General features: G+C 67.6%; 17 protein-coding genes. 8 read left to right on the top strand and 9 right to left on the bottom strand.

Features of this window, described 5'->3' with window-relative positions; translation table 11 throughout:
- Positions 1-22 precede the first annotated feature (22 nt).
- From ACN6PJ_RS19060 to ACN6PJ_RS19080, 5 genes are read left to right on the top strand one after another with little or no spacing between them, the layout of a single operon-like run.
- The gene (locus ACN6PJ_RS19060; protein ID WP_427997401.1) at positions 23-1198 is read left to right on the top strand and encodes an ABC transporter substrate-binding protein; all 1176 of its coding nucleotides are present in this window, start codon (positions 23-25) and stop codon (positions 1196-1198) included.
- A 9-nt stretch (positions 1199-1207) separates the two neighbouring features.
- On the top strand, positions 1208-2122 hold the full coding sequence (locus ACN6PJ_RS19065; RefSeq protein WP_427997402.1) for a branched-chain amino acid ABC transporter permease: 915 nt from the start codon (positions 1208-1210) through the stop codon (positions 2120-2122).
- 11 nt (positions 2123-2133) lie between these two features.
- A complete protein-coding gene (locus tag ACN6PJ_RS19070) occupies positions 2134-3102 on the top strand; it encodes a branched-chain amino acid ABC transporter permease (protein WP_427997403.1) in 969 nt (322 codons plus the stop codon).
- Positions 3095-3847 (top strand): ABC transporter ATP-binding protein, encoded by a 753-nt coding sequence (locus ACN6PJ_RS19075; protein ID WP_427997404.1) that lies wholly within the window; start codon positions 3095-3097, stop codon positions 3845-3847. Before ACN6PJ_RS19070 ends, ACN6PJ_RS19075 begins: the two co-directional genes overlap by 8 nt.
- Entirely contained in the window at positions 3847-4539 is a 693-nt protein-coding gene (locus ACN6PJ_RS19080) for an ABC transporter ATP-binding protein (RefSeq protein WP_427997405.1), read from the top strand. Before ACN6PJ_RS19075 ends, ACN6PJ_RS19080 begins: the two co-directional genes overlap by 1 nt.
- Before the next feature lie 89 nt (positions 4540-4628).
- Here the strand turns inward: ACN6PJ_RS19080 and ACN6PJ_RS19085 are convergent, their stop codons facing one another.
- From ACN6PJ_RS19085 to ACN6PJ_RS19095, 3 genes are all read right to left on the bottom strand, one after another.
- A complete protein-coding gene (locus tag ACN6PJ_RS19085) occupies positions 4629-5645 on the bottom strand; it encodes a Bug family tripartite tricarboxylate transporter substrate binding protein (protein WP_427997406.1) in 1017 nt (338 codons plus the stop codon).
- A 225-nt stretch (positions 5646-5870) separates the two neighbouring features.
- Positions 5871-6725: an enoyl-CoA hydratase/isomerase family protein gene (locus ACN6PJ_RS19090; protein ID WP_427997407.1), complete on the bottom strand. Its 855-nt coding sequence runs from the start codon at positions 6723-6725 to the stop codon at positions 5871-5873.
- A 13-nt stretch (positions 6726-6738) separates the two neighbouring features.
- The gene (locus ACN6PJ_RS19095) at positions 6739-7962 is read right to left on the bottom strand and encodes a CaiB/BaiF CoA transferase family protein (RefSeq protein ID WP_427997408.1); all 1224 of its coding nucleotides are present in this window, start codon (positions 7960-7962) and stop codon (positions 6739-6741) included.
- 95 nt (positions 7963-8057) lie between these two features.
- On the opposite strand from ACN6PJ_RS19095, the gene ACN6PJ_RS19100 reads away from it, so the two are divergent.
- Positions 8058-8906, top strand: a complete 849-nt coding sequence (locus ACN6PJ_RS19100; RefSeq protein WP_427997409.1) for a LysR family transcriptional regulator — start codon at positions 8058-8060, stop codon at positions 8904-8906.
- Between the two features lie 11 nt (positions 8907-8917).
- Here the strand turns inward: ACN6PJ_RS19100 and ACN6PJ_RS19105 are convergent, their stop codons facing one another.
- The 6 genes from ACN6PJ_RS19105 to ACN6PJ_RS19130 form a co-directional block, all read right to left on the bottom strand.
- Positions 8918-9892, bottom strand: a complete 975-nt coding sequence (locus ACN6PJ_RS19105; RefSeq protein ID WP_427997410.1) for a Bug family tripartite tricarboxylate transporter substrate binding protein — start codon at positions 9890-9892, stop codon at positions 8918-8920.
- Between the two features lie 30 nt (positions 9893-9922).
- Positions 9923-11734 carry an acyclic terpene utilization AtuA family protein gene (locus ACN6PJ_RS19110; RefSeq protein WP_427997411.1) on the bottom strand — a complete coding sequence of 604 codons (1812 nt, stop codon included), beginning with the start codon at positions 11732-11734 and terminating at the stop codon, positions 9923-9925.
- Positions 11731-13692, bottom strand: a complete 1962-nt coding sequence (locus ACN6PJ_RS19115; protein ID WP_427997435.1) for an acetyl/propionyl/methylcrotonyl-CoA carboxylase subunit alpha — start codon at positions 13690-13692, stop codon at positions 11731-11733. The genes ACN6PJ_RS19110 and ACN6PJ_RS19115 overlap by 4 nt, the downstream gene beginning before the upstream one ends.
- Positions 13693-13711: 19 nt before the next feature.
- On the bottom strand, positions 13712-14881 hold the full coding sequence (locus tag ACN6PJ_RS19120; RefSeq protein ID WP_427997412.1) for an acyl-CoA dehydrogenase family protein: 1170 nt from the start codon (positions 14879-14881) through the stop codon (positions 13712-13714).
- Positions 14882-14893: 12 nt separating this feature from the next.
- The gene (locus ACN6PJ_RS19125; RefSeq protein WP_427997413.1) at positions 14894-16510 is read right to left on the bottom strand and encodes an acyl-CoA carboxylase subunit beta; all 1617 of its coding nucleotides are present in this window, start codon (positions 16508-16510) and stop codon (positions 14894-14896) included.
- 245 nt (positions 16511-16755) lie between these two features.
- Positions 16756-17529 (bottom strand): IclR family transcriptional regulator domain-containing protein, encoded by a 774-nt coding sequence (locus tag ACN6PJ_RS19130; protein ID WP_427997414.1) that lies wholly within the window; start codon positions 17527-17529, stop codon positions 16756-16758.
- A 162-nt stretch (positions 17530-17691) separates the two neighbouring features.
- On the opposite strand from ACN6PJ_RS19130, the gene ACN6PJ_RS19135 reads away from it, so the two are divergent.
- Both ACN6PJ_RS19135 and ACN6PJ_RS19140 read left to right on the top strand, forming a co-directional pair.
- Positions 17692-18165, top strand: a complete 474-nt coding sequence (locus ACN6PJ_RS19135) for a MaoC family dehydratase (protein ID WP_013397126.1) — start codon at positions 17692-17694, stop codon at positions 18163-18165.
- 11 nt (positions 18166-18176) lie between these two features.
- Positions 18177-18611, top strand: coding sequence for a MaoC family dehydratase (locus ACN6PJ_RS19140; RefSeq protein WP_427997415.1), 435 nt, complete (start codon positions 18177-18179; stop codon positions 18609-18611).
- Positions 18612-18664 lie beyond the last annotated feature (53 nt).

An 18664-nucleotide genomic window follows, 5' to 3' on the forward strand; every position in this document is an offset into this window, starting at 1 on the left:
GCAGGCACTCAAGGAGACAACCATGAGAAAAACCGCAATCCGCGGCAGCGCCGCCCTCGTGCTTGCGCTGACCGCGTTCGCGGCCGGCGCGCAGCAAAAGCCCGTGGACATCGGTTTCATCGGCACGCTGTCCACGCCCGCCGGCTACATCGGCGAGGACGAACGCGATGCCTTCATGCTGGCGGTGAAGGAAGGCGGCGGCAAGCTCGGCGGCGTGCCCGTCAACGTGCGCGTCGAGGACGACGCGCTCAAGCCCGCCAACGCCAAGCAGATCGCCGACAAGATGGTGCAGAGCGGCGTGCGCCTGTTCACCGGGATCAATTTCTCGAACGTCATGGCGGCGGTCGGCCCCACCGTGCTGAACGCCGGCGCCTTCTACGTCAGCCTGAACGCCGGGCCGTCGAACTACGCCGGCAAGGCCTGCAATCCGAACTACTTCTCCGTGGCGTTCCAGAACGATTCCTACGCCGATACCGCGGGCATGGCGGCCAACGAGCTCGGCGCCAAGCGCGTGGTCATCATGGCGCCCAACTACCAGGCGGGGCGCGACGCCGTCGCGGGCTTCAAGCGCACCTACAAGGGCGAAATCGCCGACGAGATCTACACCAAGCTGGAGCAGGCGGACTTCTCGGTCGAACTCGCGCGCATCCGCTCTCTCAATCCCGACGCCATTTTCCAGTTCCATCCGGGCGGCGCGGGCATCAACCTGACTAAGCAGTTCGCCAATTCCGGACTGGCCGGCCAGATCAAGATGATCACCCCGATCTACTCGATGGATGACCGCATGCTGGCGGCGACCGGTTCCGCGGGCGCGGGCTTCTACCTGAGCTCGCTGTGGAGCGCCGATCTGGACAACCCACAGAGCAAGCACTTCGTGGAAGCGTTCACCAAGGCCTACAACCGCGCGCCCACCGCCTATGCCGCGCAGGCCTACGACACCGCCAATCTCATCGCCTCGGCCCTCAAGGCCGTGGACGGCGACGTCGCGGGCCGCGCCGACGACTTCCGCGCGGCGCTGCGCCGCGCCGACTTCCCCAGCGTGCGGGGCAAGTTCAAGTTCGGTCCGAACCAGCATCCCATCCAGGACTGGTACCTGCTGCACATCGAGGCCGGCCCGGATGGCAAGCTGCGCTACAAGAACCTCAAGGTCATCGCCCGGGACCACACCGACGTGCATGCGGCGGACTGCAAGATGTAGGGGATTCCCATGCTGATGCTCCTGGAACAGATCCTGAACGGCCTGCAGTACAGCGCCTTGCTGTTCCTGTTGTCGGCCGGCCTGACGCTGGTGTTCGGCATCATGAACGTCATCAACCTGACGCATGGCTCCTTCTACATGGTGGGCGCGTTCTGCGCGGCCAGCGCCGCCGCCGCCACGGGCTCGTTCGCCGCGGCCGTGCTGGCCGCGCTCGCCGGCGCGGCGCTGTACGGGCTGGTGGTGGAGTTGCTGGTCATCCGCCACCTGTACCGCCGCGACCACCTGGACCAGGTGCTGGCCACGCTGGGCCTGACACTGTTCACCAATGAACTGGTCACGGTGCTGTTCGGCCGCAGCCCGCCGTTCATGGACATCCCGCCGTTCCTGTCCGGATCCGTGGCGCTGCTGCCCGGCCTGAACTACCCCGTAATGCGGCTCGCCTTCATCGGCGCCGGCGTGCTGGTGGCGGTCGGACTGTGGCTGCTGATCTCGCGCACGCGCGTGGGCATGCTGGTGCGCGCGGGCGCGGACGACGGAGAAATGGTGGATGCGCTGGGCGTGAACATCCAGCGCCTGTTCACCCTGATCTTCACGCTCGGCGCCCTGCTATGCGGCTTCGCCGGCGTCATGGCGGCGCCGCTGCTGGCGGTGGAGATCGGCATGGGCGAGCGCATCCTGATCACCACCTTCGTCGTCATCGTGGTGGGCGGCGTGGGCTCGGTGCGCGGCGCGCTGGCGGGCTCGCTGATGATAGGCATGACCGATGCGCTGGGGCGCGCCTACATCCCGTTCTGGATGTCGCGGCTGCTGCCTCCCGAACTGTCGGACTCCGCCAGCTCCAGCCTGGTATCGGCCAGCATCTACATCCTGATGGCCATCGTGCTGCTGTTCAAGCCGCGGGGCCTCGTGCCCGCGCAGCGTTAGGAACGATATCCATGACACGAAAAATGATCGTCAACGCGATCGGGTTCCTGCTGTTCGCCCTGGTGCCGGCCATCGCGTCGGCCACGGGCGAGACCTTCCTGGTCAATCTGATGACCCGCTTCCTCATCTATGCCATCGCCGCGGTCAGCCTGGATCTGATCCTGGGCTACGGCGCCATGGTCAGCTTCGGCCACGCCGCCTTCTTCGGCCTGGGCGGATACGTGATCGGCATCGCCGGCTTTCACCTCGCCCAGGGCGACACGCTGTTCGGCTGGAGCGGCAGCAATGCCGCGCTGGTGATGTGGCCGCTGGCGGTGGCCATGGCCGCGCTGGCCGGGCTGGTGGTGGGTTTCCTGTCGCTGCGCACTACCGGCGTGCAGTTCATCATGATCACGCTGGCGTTCGGACAGATGCTGTACTTCATCCTCGTCGGCCTGATGGTCTACGGCGGCGACGACGGCCTGTCCATCGATGCGCGCAACACGCTGCCCGGCCTGGACATGGACCATCCCGCCACGTTCTACTATGTGTGCCTGGCGCTCATGGCGGTCTGGGCGCTGGCCTGCCGGCGCATCGTCGATTCGCCGTTCGGCATGGCCTTGCAGAGCATCAAGCAGAACCCGCGCCGCAGCATCGGCCTGGGCCTGGCGCCGCTGCGCTACCGCCTCACCGCCTTCGTGCTGTCGGCGGCTGGAACCGGCCTGGCCGGCGCGCTGTGGGCAAACTACGCGCTCTTCGTCAGCCCCGACATGTCGTCGTGGCAGAAGTCTGGCGAACTGATGGCCATGGTCATTCTTGGCGGCATGGGCACGATCTTCGGGCCGGTGCTGGGCGTGGCCGTGTACCTCGGCCTGGAACAGGTCGCCACTGCGTGGACGGAGCACTGGATGCTCATCCTCGGCCCGGTGCTGGTACTGGTGGTGCTGTTCGGCAAGCGCGGCGTCTACGGCTGGCTCGTGGGAGGGAAGCACCATGACTGATCGGCCCAAACTCGAAATCCGCGGGCTGCAGAAGCGCTTCGGCGCCGTCCACGCCACGCAGGGCGTCGACCTGGCCGTCCGGCCCGGCGAACTGCACGCGCTGATCGGCCCCAACGGCGCCGGCAAGACCACGCTGCTGTCGCAGATCAGCGGCGAGATCCTGCCCGATGACGGCAGCATCCTGCTCGACGGCCGCGACATCACGCGCATGGCCGCGCACAAGCGGCCCGCGGCGGGCCTGGCCCGGTCGTTCCAGATCAGCCAGCTCTACCCCGGCTTCACCGCCGAGGACAACGTCGCCATGGCCGTGCAGGCGCACAGCCCCGGCGGCTTCAACCTGTGGAGAAACGCCCGCCGCCTGCCGCAGCTGCGCGAGCCGGCCCGCCAGGCGCTCGAACGCGTCGGCCTGGGCGACCGCGGCGGCGTGCGCGTGTCCGCCCTCGCCCATGGCGAAAAGCGGCAACTCGAATTAGCCATGGCGCTGTCGTTGAACGCCTCCGTGCTCTTGCTGGACGAGCCCATGGCCGGCATGGGCGCCGAGGAGTCGCAACGCATGACGGCGCTGCTGCGGGAGCTCAAGGGCCGCTATGCCATCCTGCTGGTCGAGCACGACATGGACGCCGTCTTCGCGCTGGCCGACCGCATCACCGTGCTGGTGTACGGCAAGACGATCTTCACCGGCACGCCGGACGAGGTGCGCAGGCATCCGGACGTGCGCGCCGCCTACCTGGGCGAGGAGGGATGATGCTGCAGATCAAGGCGTTGCAGGGCGGCTACGGCGCCAGCAAGGTGCTGTTCGGCGTGGACCTGGACATCGCGCCGCGGCAGGTCGTATCCCTGATCGGGCGCAATGGCATGGGCAAGACCACCACGGTCAAGACGCTCATGGGCATGCTGCCCGCGCAGGGCGGCGACATCCTGCTGGACGGCAATCCCATCGCGGGTCTGGCGCCGCACCGCATCGCGCAGCTTGGCATCGGCCTGGTGCCCGAGGGCCGCCGCGTCTTCGGCTCGCTCTCGGTGGAGGAGAACCTCGTCGCCACCGCGCGCAATACCCGCGCCGGCTGGCACGTGGACCGCGTGTTCGAACTGTTTCCCCGCCTGAAGGAACGCCGCTCGCAATCCGCCCGCACGCTGTCGGGCGGCGAACAGCAGATGCTGGCCGTGGGCCGCGCCCTGCTCATCAATCCGCGCCTGCTCGTCCTGGACGAAGCCACCGAGGGCCTCGCGCCGCTGATCCGGCAAGAAATCTGGAACTGCCTGCGCCGCCTGAAGGAAGACGGCCAGACCATCCTGGTGATCGACAAGAACCTGAAGGAAATGGCTACGCTCGTGGACCGCCACCACGTCCTGGAGAAAGGCCGCGTCGTGTGGCGGGGCAGCCCCGCCGAACTTGCGGCCCAGCCGGAGTTGGCGCACCGATACCTCGGTGTGTAGGATCGGTGGGGGAGCGCTTTTGTCCTGGGGCGGTCCGGCGAAAAAAAAGGCGGCCCGCCTTGCGGCGGCCGCCCGTTTAGCTGGGGCGCTTAATTCAGGCTGGCGCCGGAAATCTTCACGATCTCCTGGTACTTCGCCTTCTCGCCCTTGACGAACTCGGCGAAGGCCTCGGATGTCATCGGCGGCGCTTCCGAACCCATCGTCAGCAGGCGCTGCTTCACGTCGGGCTGCTGCATCGCGTCCGAGTAGGCCTTGTTCAGCTTGGCGACCACCGGCGCGGGCGTGCCGCCCGTGGTGAACACGCCGAACCAGGTGCCCAGGTCGAAGCCCTTGATTCCGGATTCCTCGACCGTCGGCACGTCGGCCAGCAGCGAGGAGCGCTTGGCGGTAGTAACGGCCAGCGCCTTCACCTTGCCGTCCTTGATCAGGGGGGCCGAGGCCGCCAGGTTGTCGAACATGAAGTCCGACTGGCCCGACAGCAGCGCCAGCTGGGCCGGCGCCGCGCCTTGGTACGGAATGTGCTCGACCTTGATGTCGGCGCGCGCCTTCAGCAGTTCACCCGACAAGTGGCCGGCGCTGCCATTTCCGCCCGAGCCGTAGTTCAGCTTGCCGGGGTTCTTCTTCGCGTATTCGATCAGGTCCGACAGTTTTTCGATCTTGTTCTTCTGGGCGAACTCGACGTTCATCACCAGCACGTTGGGCACCGACGCCACGATCGTGACCGGCGCGAAATCCTTCACCGGGTCGTAGGGCAGATTGGCGAACAACCAGGGATTGATCGCGTGGGTCGCGACCGCGCCCATCACCAGCGTGTAGCCGTCGGCCGGCGCCTTGGCCACCAGGTCGGCGCCGATGTTGCCGCCGGCGCCCGAACGGTTTTCCACGATGACGGGCTGGCCCAGGGAACCGCGCACCTTCTCGGCCAGCATGCGGGCCATGGTGTCCAGCGGGCCGCCGGGCGGGTAAGGCACGACGAAGCGCAGGGGCTTGGCCGGGAAATCGGTGGCTTGGGCCAGGGCGGGCGCGCCGAAAGGCAGGGTCGCGGCCAGCGCGACCGCGCCTTGCAGCAAGGCGCGGCGCACGGCGCTGCTGGGGGTGGGCTTCATGGGGGTTCTCCTCGCTCCGTATCAATAGCGGTCAGTAGCATACCGCAGCGGGGGCCAGGGCGTAACAAAGAGAAACCGGCAAAGTCCTCCGCTGCTCCGGTATCTGGGCGTTTCCCCCGCATCCGCCCTCCCTGGAAACCGCGGTTACGGGTTACGGGACGAGGGCGCTGGTGCCCGGCATCGGGCCGTCCCGGGAAACGACGCGGGAGACAGCGCCCGCCGCGTTCAGGAGCCGGAAGCGGCGGCGTCCCAATCCGGCCGCCGCCGGGCCTTGGCCGCCGCGACACCCTCGATCGCTTCGGTGCGCAGCTGGCGGGCGAAAGCGCGCGATGCCGTATCCAGATAGGCCCCCAATTCTTCCTCGTGCCAGCGCTGCTGGCCGAACAGGCCCCGCAGCATGCTCTTGGTCTGTCCGGCGGCGCGCGGCGCGGCGTCCACGCAGCGCCGCAGCATGCCGGCGACCCCATCCTCCCAGTCCTGCCCGGCATCGAACACATAGTCCAGCAGGCCGATGGCGCGCGCCGCATCGGCGTCGATGCGTTCACCGGTCAGCATCATCCGCCTGGCGGCCTGCAGGCCGATGCGGGCGGCAACGAAGGGCAGGATCTGCGCAGGCACCAGGCCGATCGACACTTCGGGAAAGCCGAAGCGCGCACCGCGCGCGCCGGCGGCGAGGTCGGCGGCGCATACCAGGCCCGCGCCGCCGCCCATGGCTGCTCCCTGGGCCAGCACGACGGTGATCTTGGCGCTGCCGGCGAAACGCTCGAGGAAGCGGCCGTAGCGCCGGTTGCCCATGGCGACCGGATCCTGGCCGTCGGCGTCGGGCTGCGCGGCGATCCGATCCGCGATATTGCCCAGGTTGCCGCCCGCGCTGAACGCCGGCCCTGCCGCGCTGACGGCCAGCACTCTCACGGCGGCATCGGCCTCGGCGCGGTCGAGCGCGTCTTCCAGATGTTCGACCATTTCCGCGCCCAGCGGGTTGCGCGTCTCGGGCCGGTTCAGGATCATGTGGAAGACCGCGCCGTCTCGCCGAGTCAGCAGCGGCGCGTCCGCCGCGTCGTTAGATTGCGCCAGGTTCATGGTTGCCGCTCCTTCAATGCGCCGCGGCGGCCGGGGTTGCCGCCAGTTGAATGATCCCTTCCTGCGCCAACGCGGCGATCTCGTCCGGCGCGTAGTCCAGTTCCTGAAGCACCGCCTGCGTATCCTCGCCCACCGCGGGCACGCGCTCGCCGGAATCGCCGGCCGCGGGCTGCACGCCCGGCAGGCCCACGAACGGCACGTCGCCCAGGCCGGGCTGGCTGAGCGTCCGCACCAGGCCCAGGTGCCGCACCTGTTCGTCCTCCTGGAACTGGTCGTAATCCTTCACTTCGCCATACAGAATGTCGTTCTCGCGGAAGCAGGTCGTCCAGTACGCGGTGGTGCGCGAACGCAGGGCCTGCGCCACGCCCCGATTGATCTCCTCGCCCACCTGTATGCGGTGCTGCGGCGTGTCCATGCGCGGATCCGTCAGCCAATCGTTCCGCCCGATGACCCGGCAGATCGCCGCGAACATCGCATTGTTCATGGCGAACACCAGCACATAGCCATCCGCCGTGCTGAAGATTCCCTGCGGATAGGTGACGCTGGTGGCGGGCTCGCCGCGGCGCAGCGCATGGTCGATCAACGAGCTGTTCTGCAAGGCCGCCATGGTGGCCAGCAGGCTGACGTCGATGTGCGTGCCCGATTGCCCGCGTTCGCGCGCGAACAGCGCCCCTCCGATCGCATTGGCGGTGTACACGCCGCAAGACAGGTCGCCGACGAACGGCTTCACTCGCTGGGGCAGGCCCGCGCCATCGCAGTTGGCCGTGGTCAGGCCCGTCAGCGCCTGCACGACGGAATCGGTGCCGGGCCGGTCGACATAGGGGCCCGACAGGCCGAATCCGGAAATCGAGGCATACACCAGGCGGGGATTGATCTCGCGCAGCGCCGCATAGCCTACGCCGAGCCGGTCGGCCACGCCGGGGCGGAAACTCTGCACCACCACGTCGGCTCGCGCCGCCAGCCGGCGCAGCACCTCCCGCCCTGCGCCGGTCTGGGCATCCAGCGCCAGGCTGCGCTTGCCCCGGTTGAAGGCCAGGGCGATGGCGCTGAACCCTCCGCGCGGCACGCCCATGCTGCGTCCCCAGTCGCCATGGAAGGGCTCCACCTTCGTCACCTGCGCGCCCATCTGGCCGAGGATCTGCGCGCAGTACGGCCCCGCGATGCCTTGCGACAGGTCCAGCACGCGCAGGCCTTCATACACCCTGTGCAGGGGATTCGGATCGATAGCGGAATTCACGGTTGTCTCCATGGACTTGGGGAAAGGCTGGGCTTGTGCGCTACGCCCGCGGCCCCGGATAATCGTCCGAGTACGCTGGCACACAAGGAACTCTCATGGCGGTGCGCGATCTGGACATAGGTTTGCTCAGGACCTTCCTGGCGGTGGCCGACCGCGAAAACTTCGCGGGCGCGGCCGACCAGGTGTTCCGCACCCAGGCCGCGGTCTCGCAACAGATGCAACGGCTCGAGCGGCTGCTGGACTGCAAACTGCTGGTGCGCGTGGGACGGCACAAGCGCCTTACCGAACAAGGCGTGCGCCTGCGCGAATACGCGCGGCGCATGCTTGCGCTCAACGACGAGACCTGCCGCGCGATGAACAAGAGCGTGTTCGACGCGCCGACGCGCATAGGCGTATGCGCCGACGCCGTGGACACGATCCTGCCCGACTACCTGGCGCTCTGCGCGCGCACCTATCCCGGCATGCGCATCGAGATCCAGGTCAACCGCAGCCGCTGGCTGGCCTCGGCGCTGCGGCGCGGCGACATCGACCTGCTGCTCGAACTCGAACAATTCGACGAGTTCCCCCGCATCACGTTCCGGACTTCGCCCGTGGTCTGGATTTCTGGCACGCATTTCCATCATCAGCAAAACCTCCCATTGCCACTGGTGCTGGTGGACTCGCCCTGCGTCTTCCGGCGCATGGCGCTGAACCGCCTGGAGCAGGAGAACCGCCCCTGGCGCAATGCCTTCCAGACCCCTACCCTGGCCGGCGTGCGCGCCGCCTTGCGGGCCGGCCTGGGCATCACCCCGCGCACCATCGAGATGCTCACGCCGGGCCTCAAGGTGGTGGGGGAAGAGCTGGGCCTGCCCGCCCTGCCCTCCGCCAGCTACCACCTCTACATGCGCGCCGGCGACAACCCGGACGGCGCACGCAAGCTCAGCGAACTGTTCGTTCCCTCGTGAGCGCCGCGCGCCTAGCGCTGCTGCATGCCCGCGGCCACGATCACTTTGCCCCACTCCACGGTGTCGCGCTGCTGGATGGCGCGCAGGTCCTCGGGCGACCCGGGCTGCGGCAGCAGGGCGCGGTCGGTCAGGAAGCGGCGGCCGTCCGGGTTGTCGAGCGCGCCGTTGATCCACGCGGCCAGGCGCTGCGAGACCGCGGGCGGCGTCGAAGCCGCCGCCCAGATGGCAATCCATGACGACACGTCGAAGCCCGGGTAGCCAAGCTCCGCCACGGTGGGCACGTCCGGAAAGGCGGGCACGCGCGTGGCGGTCGACACCGCCAGGGCCCGGATCTTTCCGGCGCGCAGCTGCGGCGTCGCGGTCACGGCATCGCAAAAATAGAAGTCGTACTGGCCGCCCAGCAGATCCGTCATGGCCTGCGTGCTGGCTCGGTACGGCACGTTCACCGCGTTGATGCCCGCCATGGCGCGAAAGCGTTCGCCGGCGATGCGCCCGCCGACGTTGGCGCTGGCGAAGCTCAGGCTGGCTTTGGACGCGCGCGCGGAGGCGATGAACGCCTGCAGGGTTTCTGCCTTCACGCGTTGCGGATTGACCACCAGGAAATACGGCGTGGTCGCCAAGGTGGTCAACGGGGTGAAGTCGCGCTCGGGGTCGTAGGGCAGCGACTTGTAGATGCTGGCATTGGCCGCATGGGTGGACGGCCCCGACACCAGCAGGTTGTATCCATCGCCGGATTGCCGCAACACGTACTCGGCGGCGATGTTGCCGTCTGCTCCCGGCCGGTTCTCGATGATGATCGGGCTGCCCACCTGATCGCGTATCCGGTCCGCGACGTAGCGGATGATGGTGTCCGTCGCCCCTCCCGCGCCGTACGCCACGGTCATGTGGACCGTTTTGTCCAGCGCCTGCGCGCGGACGCCGCCGCAAGCCGCCAGCAGCGCGCCGGCCCCGGCCAGTTGAATGAATGCCCTGCGGGTCTGTTCCATTTGTAGTCTCCTCCCATCCTTACACTCCTGCTATCGCAGGATTTCGCCGGGACAAGGAATTTCCAGGTCCAGCAGCATCTGGGCGTACGACTTGCCCAAGGGGTCCGAGCGCAAGCTGGACGAACCGCCGCCGCCCAGCGCGCGCCGCAGCACGAAATTGACCGCCCCCGTACCGGGCAGCTCGAAACGCGACACCTCGCCCTGCACCAGGTGACTGAAGTATTCGCGAACCCGCTCGGCGGTCAGCTCGCGCAGCAGCACGGGCCAGTAAGCCTCGGAACGCGCGATGACGCCTATGTTCGAATCGTCGCCCTTGTCGCCGCTGCGGGCATAGGCCAGCCTTGCAAGCGGCACCCTCAAGGCGCCCGCCGGGGCGGCCGCCGGGGCGGGGATTGGCTCGGGACCCGCGGGAACGCAGGCGCCGTCCTCGCCGTTTTCCGGAACGGTCACCTCGGCGTGCAGGTCTGCGCAGTCGAGCCACACCGGCACGCACTGCTTGGCGATGTAGAACGACCCCGTCTTGATGATGGCCTGGATGTCGGAGCGGCCGCCGAAGTGGCTGCGCGTGCCCGGCCCCATCGACGTGCCGGCCGACGCGGACTCCTTTTGCAGGAACTCCAGGCCCTTGCGATCGGCGTGGGCCGCGGCGATGCGAAGGATCACCTCGCGGCTGTCGTTCTCGCGCGCATTGCCGCCGTACATGGCTTCGGCTCCCAGCAATTCCACGACGGTGGAGGCATAGTCCGGCAAGCCGTGCTGGGCAAGCAGCTTGCGCGTGCGCCGCAGCAGTTCATCGGCGGTGCGCTGGGCTTTTGCGCGCGCCCGTTGCCCGCGGATGGCCATCATGATGCCGATCTGGTAGCCGCCATGGCCGGTCGCGGTGATCTTGTATCGCGTGGAAGGCGCCCGCCCGCGCGCGCCCTCCACGCGGACCCGGTCCGGACCCGTTTCGCGGATGGAGACCTGGCGCAGGTCGCACACCACGTCGGGAAGCTCGTACGCGGCCGGGTCGCCGATTTCATACAGCAGCTGTTCCGCCGCCGTGGCGCGGCTCACCAGGCCGCCCGTGCCCGGCGGCTTGGTCAGATCGAAGCCGCCGTCCGGATCCAGCGCCACGATCGGATAACCGATGTTCGCCCAGTCCGGCACGGTCTCCCAATCGGTGAACAAGCCGCCCGTCGCCTGCGGACCGCATTCGATCAAATGCCCGGCCAGGCTGGCCTGTGCCAGCTTGTCGTAATCCGAGAACGCCCAGTCGAACTCGTGTATCGCCACCGCCAGCGCGCAGGCGCTGTCCACCGCGCGCCCCGTGATCACGATGTCCGCGTCCAGCGCCAGCGCCTGGACGATGGGATAGGCGCCCAGGTACGCGTTGGCCGACAGCAAGGGCCCGAACCCGTCCAGGTCGGGCAGCGGGCGCCCCTGCGCATCGGTGAACTCGGCCTGCAGCTCGGCAACGTCGTCGCCCGTGACAACCGCGATGCGAGGCGCCAGGCCCTGTTCGCGGGCGAAGGCGAGTATGGCGTCGCGGCACCCCTGCGGATTCAGGCCGCCGGCGTTGGACACCAGCCGCACCCCGCGTTCCAGCAAGGTCTTCAGATGCGGGCGGAGCACGTTGACGAAGTCGGTCGCGTAGCCCAGTTCGGGGTTGCGCATGCGGGCCCGCTGCAAGATGGACATGGTCGTTTCCGCCAGATAGTCGAAAACGATGTAGTCCAGCTTTTCGGCCGTGAGCAATTGCGGAATCGCGATCTGGGAGTCTCCCCAGAATCCCGAGGCGCATCCGACATGCACCTGCCCTTTCGTCCGGCGCGCCGGAGTCTCGCTGTGGTTCCCGCTCATTGCTGCACCTCCATCAATGCCTGCCCCGTGCTGACCTGGTCTCCCGCGGCAACGGCCAGCTTCGCCACCATGCCCGCCGCGCCCGCGGCGATGGACATTTCCATCTTCATGGACTCCAGCACCAGCACGGTCTGCTGCGCCGTCACGCTGTCTCCCTCCTGGACGTCGACGCTGATCACCCTGCCGCTCATCGGCGCCCGCAACAGGCGGGCCTGCCCGGCTTGCGGGTCCTCGCGTCCGGCAAAGCGCGTGGCTCGCAAGAAGCGCCAGGCGCTGGCTCCGTCCTGCACCCAAGCCTCGCCCGGCCCGGCCATGGCCACGCGCAGACTGCGCCGCAGTCCGTCCACGACCAGCACCATGTCGCCGTCACGGCGATGCATCGCATCGATCCGGACCTGCGTGCAGTCCCCATCCGCGACGTGCCCCTCCCAGGCCCGCACCAGCACGCCGCCGTCCGCCTCCCGCGAGATGCGCAGAAGCTTCGGTTTCCCGTCAGACGCGTCATCGAGCGCTACTTCGCCTGCCGCGGCGAGGGCGCTGCCGCCGGCCGCGGGCCAGCCGGCCAGCGCCAGCGCCGCCGCGGCCACCGCATGCTCCGAAGGCTCCGCCCTCCAGTGCCCGGACGCCATGTCCTGACCGGCCAGAAAATTCGTCGTCACCCCGCCGTCGAGAAAATCCGGGTGGTTGATCGCGCGCGCCAGGAAATGCAGGTTGGAGCGGACGCCCAGCAGGCTTCCGCTTTCGCAGGCCCGCGTCAGCTTCCGGATGCACTCCTCCCGCGTTTCGCCCCACGCCAGGTACTTGGCCAGCATCGAGTCATAGTGCGGCGTGATCTCCAGGCCGTCTTCCAGCGCCGTATCGACACGCAGCCCGGAGGGCTCCACCCACCGAAGCACCGTACCGACCTGCGGCACGAAGCCCGCGGCGGGATCTTCCGCGCAGACGCGCAGCTCCATCGCGTGGCCGCGGCGCTGCACGTCCTCCTGCCGCAGCGCCAGCGGTTCGCCCTGGGCCACCCTCAGCTGCCACTGCACCAGGTCGATGCCGGTAAGCAATTCGGTCACGCCGTGCTCGACCTGCAACCGCGTGTTCATCTCCATGAAATAGAAATCGCCAGCCTCGTCCAGCAGGAATTCCAGCGTTCCCGCCCCCACGTAGCCGATAGCCTGGCAGGCCCGCCTCGCGACGGCGCCCATGCGCTCGCGCAGCGCGGGCGGCACGGCCGGCGAGGGGCTCTCTTCCACCAGCTTCTGGTAGCGCCGCTGCAGCGAGCAGTCCCGCTCTCCCAAGTGCAGGACATTGCCATGTTCGTCGCACAGCACCTGGATCTCGATATGGCGGGCCGCCAGGATCGCCTTCTCCAGGATCAGCTCGTCCGACCCGAACGCTCCCAGCGCTTCGGAGCGGGCCAGCGGCAGCGCCTGCGCCAGCGCCGCATCGTCATGCGCCAGCCGCATGCCGCGTCCTCCGCCGCCGGCGGCCGCCTTCAGCAGCACCGGGTAGCCGATGGCGCGCGCCCGCGCCGACAGTTCCCTATCGTCGGAGATGCCTTGCGCGCCGGGCACCGTGGGCACATCGGCGCCGTGCAGCGCCTCCTTGGCGCGCGCCTTGTTGCCCATCAGGGCGATGACCTCGGCGGACGGCCCCACGAACGTCAGGCCTGCGTCCGCCACCGCGCGGGCGAACTCGGCGTTTTCGGACAGGAATCCATAGCCCGGATGCACCGCCTGCGCGCCGCTGCGGGCGCAGGCGCGGAGAATGGCCTCCACGTTGCGGTAACTGGCGTGGGCCGGCGCGGCGCCGATGCGCACCGCCAGGTCCGCCTCCCGGACATGACGGGACTCCGCGTCCGCGTCCGAGTACACCGCGACCGTGCGCAGCCCCAGGCCGCGCGCCGCCCGGATGACCCGCAGCGCGATTTCCCCCCGGTTGGCGACGAGCAAGGTATCGAATCTCATCATGTCCATCCTTGCGGCGTCAGGCCGCGCGCGCGGGCAGGATGCCCATGTGCTTGCAAATGATCGTGAGCATGATTTCGTCGGCGCCGCCGCCGATGGAGATCAGGCGCAGGTCGCGCCATGCGCGCGAAACTGCGTTTTCCCAGGTAAAGCCCATGCCGCCCCAATACTGCAGGCACGAGTCGGTGACCTCGCGGCACAGGCGGCCGGCCTTGAGCTTGGCCATGGACGCCAGCTCGGTCATGTCGCCACCTTCCATGTGCACGCCTGCCGCGCGGTAGACCAGGGACCGCAGCATCTCGACCTCCGTCTTCAGCTCCGCGAGCCGGAAATGCACGGCCTGGTTGTCCAGCAACGGCTTGCCGAAGACCTGGCGCTGACGCGTGTAGTCGATGGTGTCGTTGATCACATCGCTCAGCGCCGTCACGCGCCGGGTGGCGCCGCTCAGACGCTCTTCCTGGAACTGGCGCATCTGGTAGGTGAAGCCCATGCCCTCTTCGCCGATGCGGTAGCGCTGCGGCACGCGGACCTCGTCGAAGAACACCTGCGCGGTGTCGGAAGACCACATGCCCACCTTTTTGATCTTGCTCATCGTCACGCCGGGCACGGGCTTGCCGTTTTCCTGCTTGAGCGGCACGCAGATCAGCGACTTGTTCCGGTGCGGCTTGCCGTCGCTGGTATTGGCGAGCAGGCACATCCAGTCCGCTTGCGTGGCGTTCGTGATCCACATCTTGGAGCCGCTGATCACATAGTCGTCGCCATCCTTGCGGGCGGTCGTCTTCAGCGAAGCGACGTCGGAGCCCGCGCCGGTTTCGGACACGCCCAGGCAGGCCACGTAGTCTCCGGCGATCGAGGGCCGCAGGAACTGTTCGCGCACGGCGTCGTTGCCAAAGCGCGCCAGCGCCGGCGTGGCCATGTCCGTCTGCACCGCGATCGCCATGCCGACGCCGCCGGCGCGCACTGAACCGATGGCCTCGCAGAATGCGATTTCGTACGAATAATCGAGGCCCATCCCGCCGAACTCGACCGGCTTGTTCACTCCCAGGTATCCCGCCTTGCCGAGTTTCTTGAAGACGTCGTGGGCGGGAAATATCTCCGCGTCCTCCCATTGGTCCAGATAGGGATTGATCTCTTTCTCGATCAACTGGCGTACGCCGTCCTGCAACGCGATGTGCTCGTGGGTAAACATGGAATCTCCTCGTTAGAATCTTGCGACGCCGAACTGGATGGGATGAACGTCGCGCTTTGCCGACCGCGTGCACGCGGCCAACGCCACTCCCAGCACTTCCCGGGTAGCGCGCGGATCGATCACGCCGTCGTCCAGCAGCAGGCTGCTGGTGTGCACGGCGGAAGACTGAAGGTCGAATGTCCGGATGATTTCCTGGCTTTCCGCTTCCAGCGCGGCGGTGTCCGGCGCCATGCCGGCGCGCTTGGCGCTGTTCTCGGCGACGCGCCGCATGGTCATGGCGGCCTGCTCGCCGCCCATCACGGCGGTTCTCGCATTCGGCCAGGAAAACAGGAAATCCGGCTTGAAGGCGCGTCCGCACATGCCGTAGTTGCCCGCGCCGAACGAGGCGCCGCAAAGCACGGTCAGGCGCGGCACGCCGGCATTGGACAAGGCCTGGATGAGCTTGGCGCCATGCTTGATCATGCCCGCCTCTTCGTGCGCGCGCCCCACCACGAACCCCGTGATGTTCTGCAGGAACACGATGGGCCTGCCCAGTTGGGAACACAGCTGTATGAACTGCGCGGCCTTGGTGGATCCCGCCGTGTCGAGCGGACCGTTGTTGGTCAGCAGCCCGATCGGCATGCCCAGGATGGCCCCATAGCCGCAAACCGTGGCCGCCCCGTAATCAGGCTTGAATTCATGGAAGTCGGACCCGTCGATCAGCCGCGCAATCACTTCGCGCATGTCCACCGGCACCCGGTAGTCCGCCGGCATGATGCCCAGCAGGTCCTGGAGGTCGTGCCGAGGCGGCGCGCCGGCGAGGGCGTCTTCCTTTCCCGCCCATCCGAAGGCGCTCACGATGTCGCGCACCTGGAGGATGGCCTCGCGGTCGTTGTCGGCCACGTAATCGGCCAGGCCCGACACCGACGCGTGCATCTCCGCCCCGCCCAGCTCCTCTTCCGTGGCGATCTCTCCGGTGGCGGCCTGCAATAGCGCCGGGCCCGCGAGGAAGGCATGCGCCTGGTTGCGCACCATGACGACATAGTCGGACAGGCCGGGCAGATAGGCCCCGCCGGCCGTGGACGAGCCGTGCACCAGGGATATCACCGGGATGCCCGCCGCCGACAATCTGGCCAGGTTGTAGAACATGCCGCCGCCGTGGACGAAGCGTTCGGCGCGGTACTTCTTCAGATTCCCGCCGGCGCTTTCGACCAGCTGGATGAAAGGCAGCCGGTTGGCCAGCGCGATCTCCTGGCAGCGCATGACCTTCTGGGCAGTCATGGCCTGCATGGCGCCCGCGCTGATGCCGGCGTCGTTGATGACGATCATGCATTGCACGCCGCACACCTGCCCGACGCCCGCGATGATGGCCGCGCCCGGCACGCTGGTGGCGGGGTCCGGGTTCTCGATCCCGCAATAGCCCGCCAGCGTCATCAGTTCCAGGAAGGGGCTGCCCGCATCGATCAGAGCCTCCAGGCGCTCCCGCGGGAGCAGCTTGCCGCGCTTGCGGAACGCGGGCGCGGCCTGGGCCGAGCGGTCCACCGCGCGCTGCTCCAGTTGCGACAGGTCCGACAGCAGCGCCAGCATCTGTTCGCGGTTGCGCCGGTAGGCAGGGGATTGCCTGTCGAGACGGGATTCCAGATCGGCCATGGTTGCAGACACCTTATGTCGAGTTCCGGGAGGCTGCGGCGGAGCGGCAGCGTGAACCTATGATGGGCTACGCGGACGCCCCGCACAATCAAGAACTCGTCCGCCGACAGTTAAGGATTGCTTAAGTGTTGCGGGCTTCGCGCCCGCGCCCCGCCAGGCGAAAAAAAACCGCCTTGCGGCGGGTTCCGGGAAGCCCGGACGGATGGCGGGCCGGGCACGACGAACGCGGTGGCTTGGTCAGACGGCTAGCGCAGGCCCACCATCGTCGCGCGCAATTGCGACGCCGTCTGCCGCAAGGGCTGGAGAAACTCCGCTACCGCGGCCGCTTCCTCGAAGGTGCCGGCCGTCAGGCTGACGTTGACGGCCGCCACGATGGCGCCGTCCTGGTCGCGCACCGGGACCGCCAGGCCGGCGATGGAATCGTCCAGCTCGCTGTCCACCCAGGCATAGCCCTGCTCTCGCGCCAGCAGGATCGCCTCGCGCAACCTGTCCTTGTCCACAACCGTGGCGGCCGTCATTTTTTTCAGCCGGGCCGCTTGCAGATAGGCTTCCAGCGCCTCGTCTTCCAGGCCCGACAACAGGACCCTGCCCATCGATACCGCGTGCGCCGGCAGGCGGCTGCCCAGCGACGGACTCATGGGCAGGATCCGCTTGGTATGCAGGCGCTGCACGTAGACGATTTCCTCCTCGTCCAGCACCGAGACCGCGCAAGACTGGCCTATGCGAGCGCCCAGTTCCTCAAGCGCCAACTGCGAGTGCCGCCAAAAAGGCAGCGTGTACAGATAGGACAGCCCCAGGCGCAGCACTTTGGGCGTGAGCCAGTAGTGCTTGCCGTCGCTTTTCACGAAAGCCAGTTCGATCAGCGTCATCAGAAAACGGCGCACCGCCGTGCGCGGCAATTCGACCGCCGCCGCAACGTCGGCCAGCGTCTGGCGCGCCTCGCCCTGGCCCATGGTTTCGATGATTTTGAGTCCGCGCGCGAAGGTGCGGACGAAAGATTCGCTGTCAGGCGTTGCCATAGGTGCTCCTGCATACGTGCTTGACACGTCCGCAACCAACTCTCAGAATGACCGTATAGCGGATGAGTATGTCCGCTTAGCGGTCATTATAAGCAGACGGACCGCGTCGCGCAAGTCCGGGCCCGGCAATGCGCCTTCCCCATAACCCGCCCTGGAAAGGCCATGACTCAAACCACATTCGAGACAGATTTCTGGAAAGACGCCGCCACGCGCAAGATCTGGGACGACATCGTCCCCGGCGAGCCTCGCAAAACCATTCCCTACACCCTGACGCTGGAAGCCATTCAGAAGTACTGCCGCGTCGTCGACGACATGCATCCCCTGTACTTCGACGAAGCCTATGCGCTGAAGTCGCCCTACAAAGGCCTGATCGCGCCGCCGGCCATCCACATCCTCCTGATGTTCGCCTGCACGCCCACCGATGACTGGATGCGCAGCCCCGGCACGGTCAATGCCGGCCAATCCTGGAGCTACAACATCCCGGCGCGTCCGGGCGACGTCATCCGGCTGGAAGCCCGCGCGCTGGACAAGTTCATCCGCAAGGATCGCCTGTTCGTCGTGCACGACAACGTCTTCTTCAACCAGAACAACGAAGTGATCTGCTCCGGCCGCGGCTGGACTATCCGGCCCGTGTAAGGAGCAACAAGATGACCCAAGTATTCGACTCGCTCGCGATCGGCCAGAAAATCGAAGGCGCGCCCTTCTCGCCCACCCGCGAATCCATCCGCGCCTTCTGCGAAGCCTCGCTGGACTACAACCCCCTGCATCTGGACGACAACTACATGCAGGGCGACTTCGGCCGCACCAACTTCGGCGGCATCATCATGCACGGCATGAACAACTTCGGCGTGATCACCCGCATGCTGACCGACTGGCTCTATGAGCGCGGCGGCGTTCAACGCCGCCTGGAAACGCGCTGGAAGTCGCCCGTCAAGCCGGGCGACACGATCACCCCGCTGGCGGTGATCACGGCCACGCGCAAGACCGAGAAAAGCCAGTGGGCGACGCTGGACGTGCAAGTGCTCAACCAGCGCGGCGAGACCGTGGCAACCGGCGAAGCGATGGTGGAATTCCCCCGCTAAAGCCTCCGGTATCCGCCATGCGGATACCGGCCAAGAACAACCGAGGAGACAAC

The organism is Achromobacter sp. (genome assembly GCF_050285585.1).
GTDB lineage: Bacteria > Pseudomonadota > Gammaproteobacteria > Burkholderiales > Burkholderiaceae_B > Achromobacter.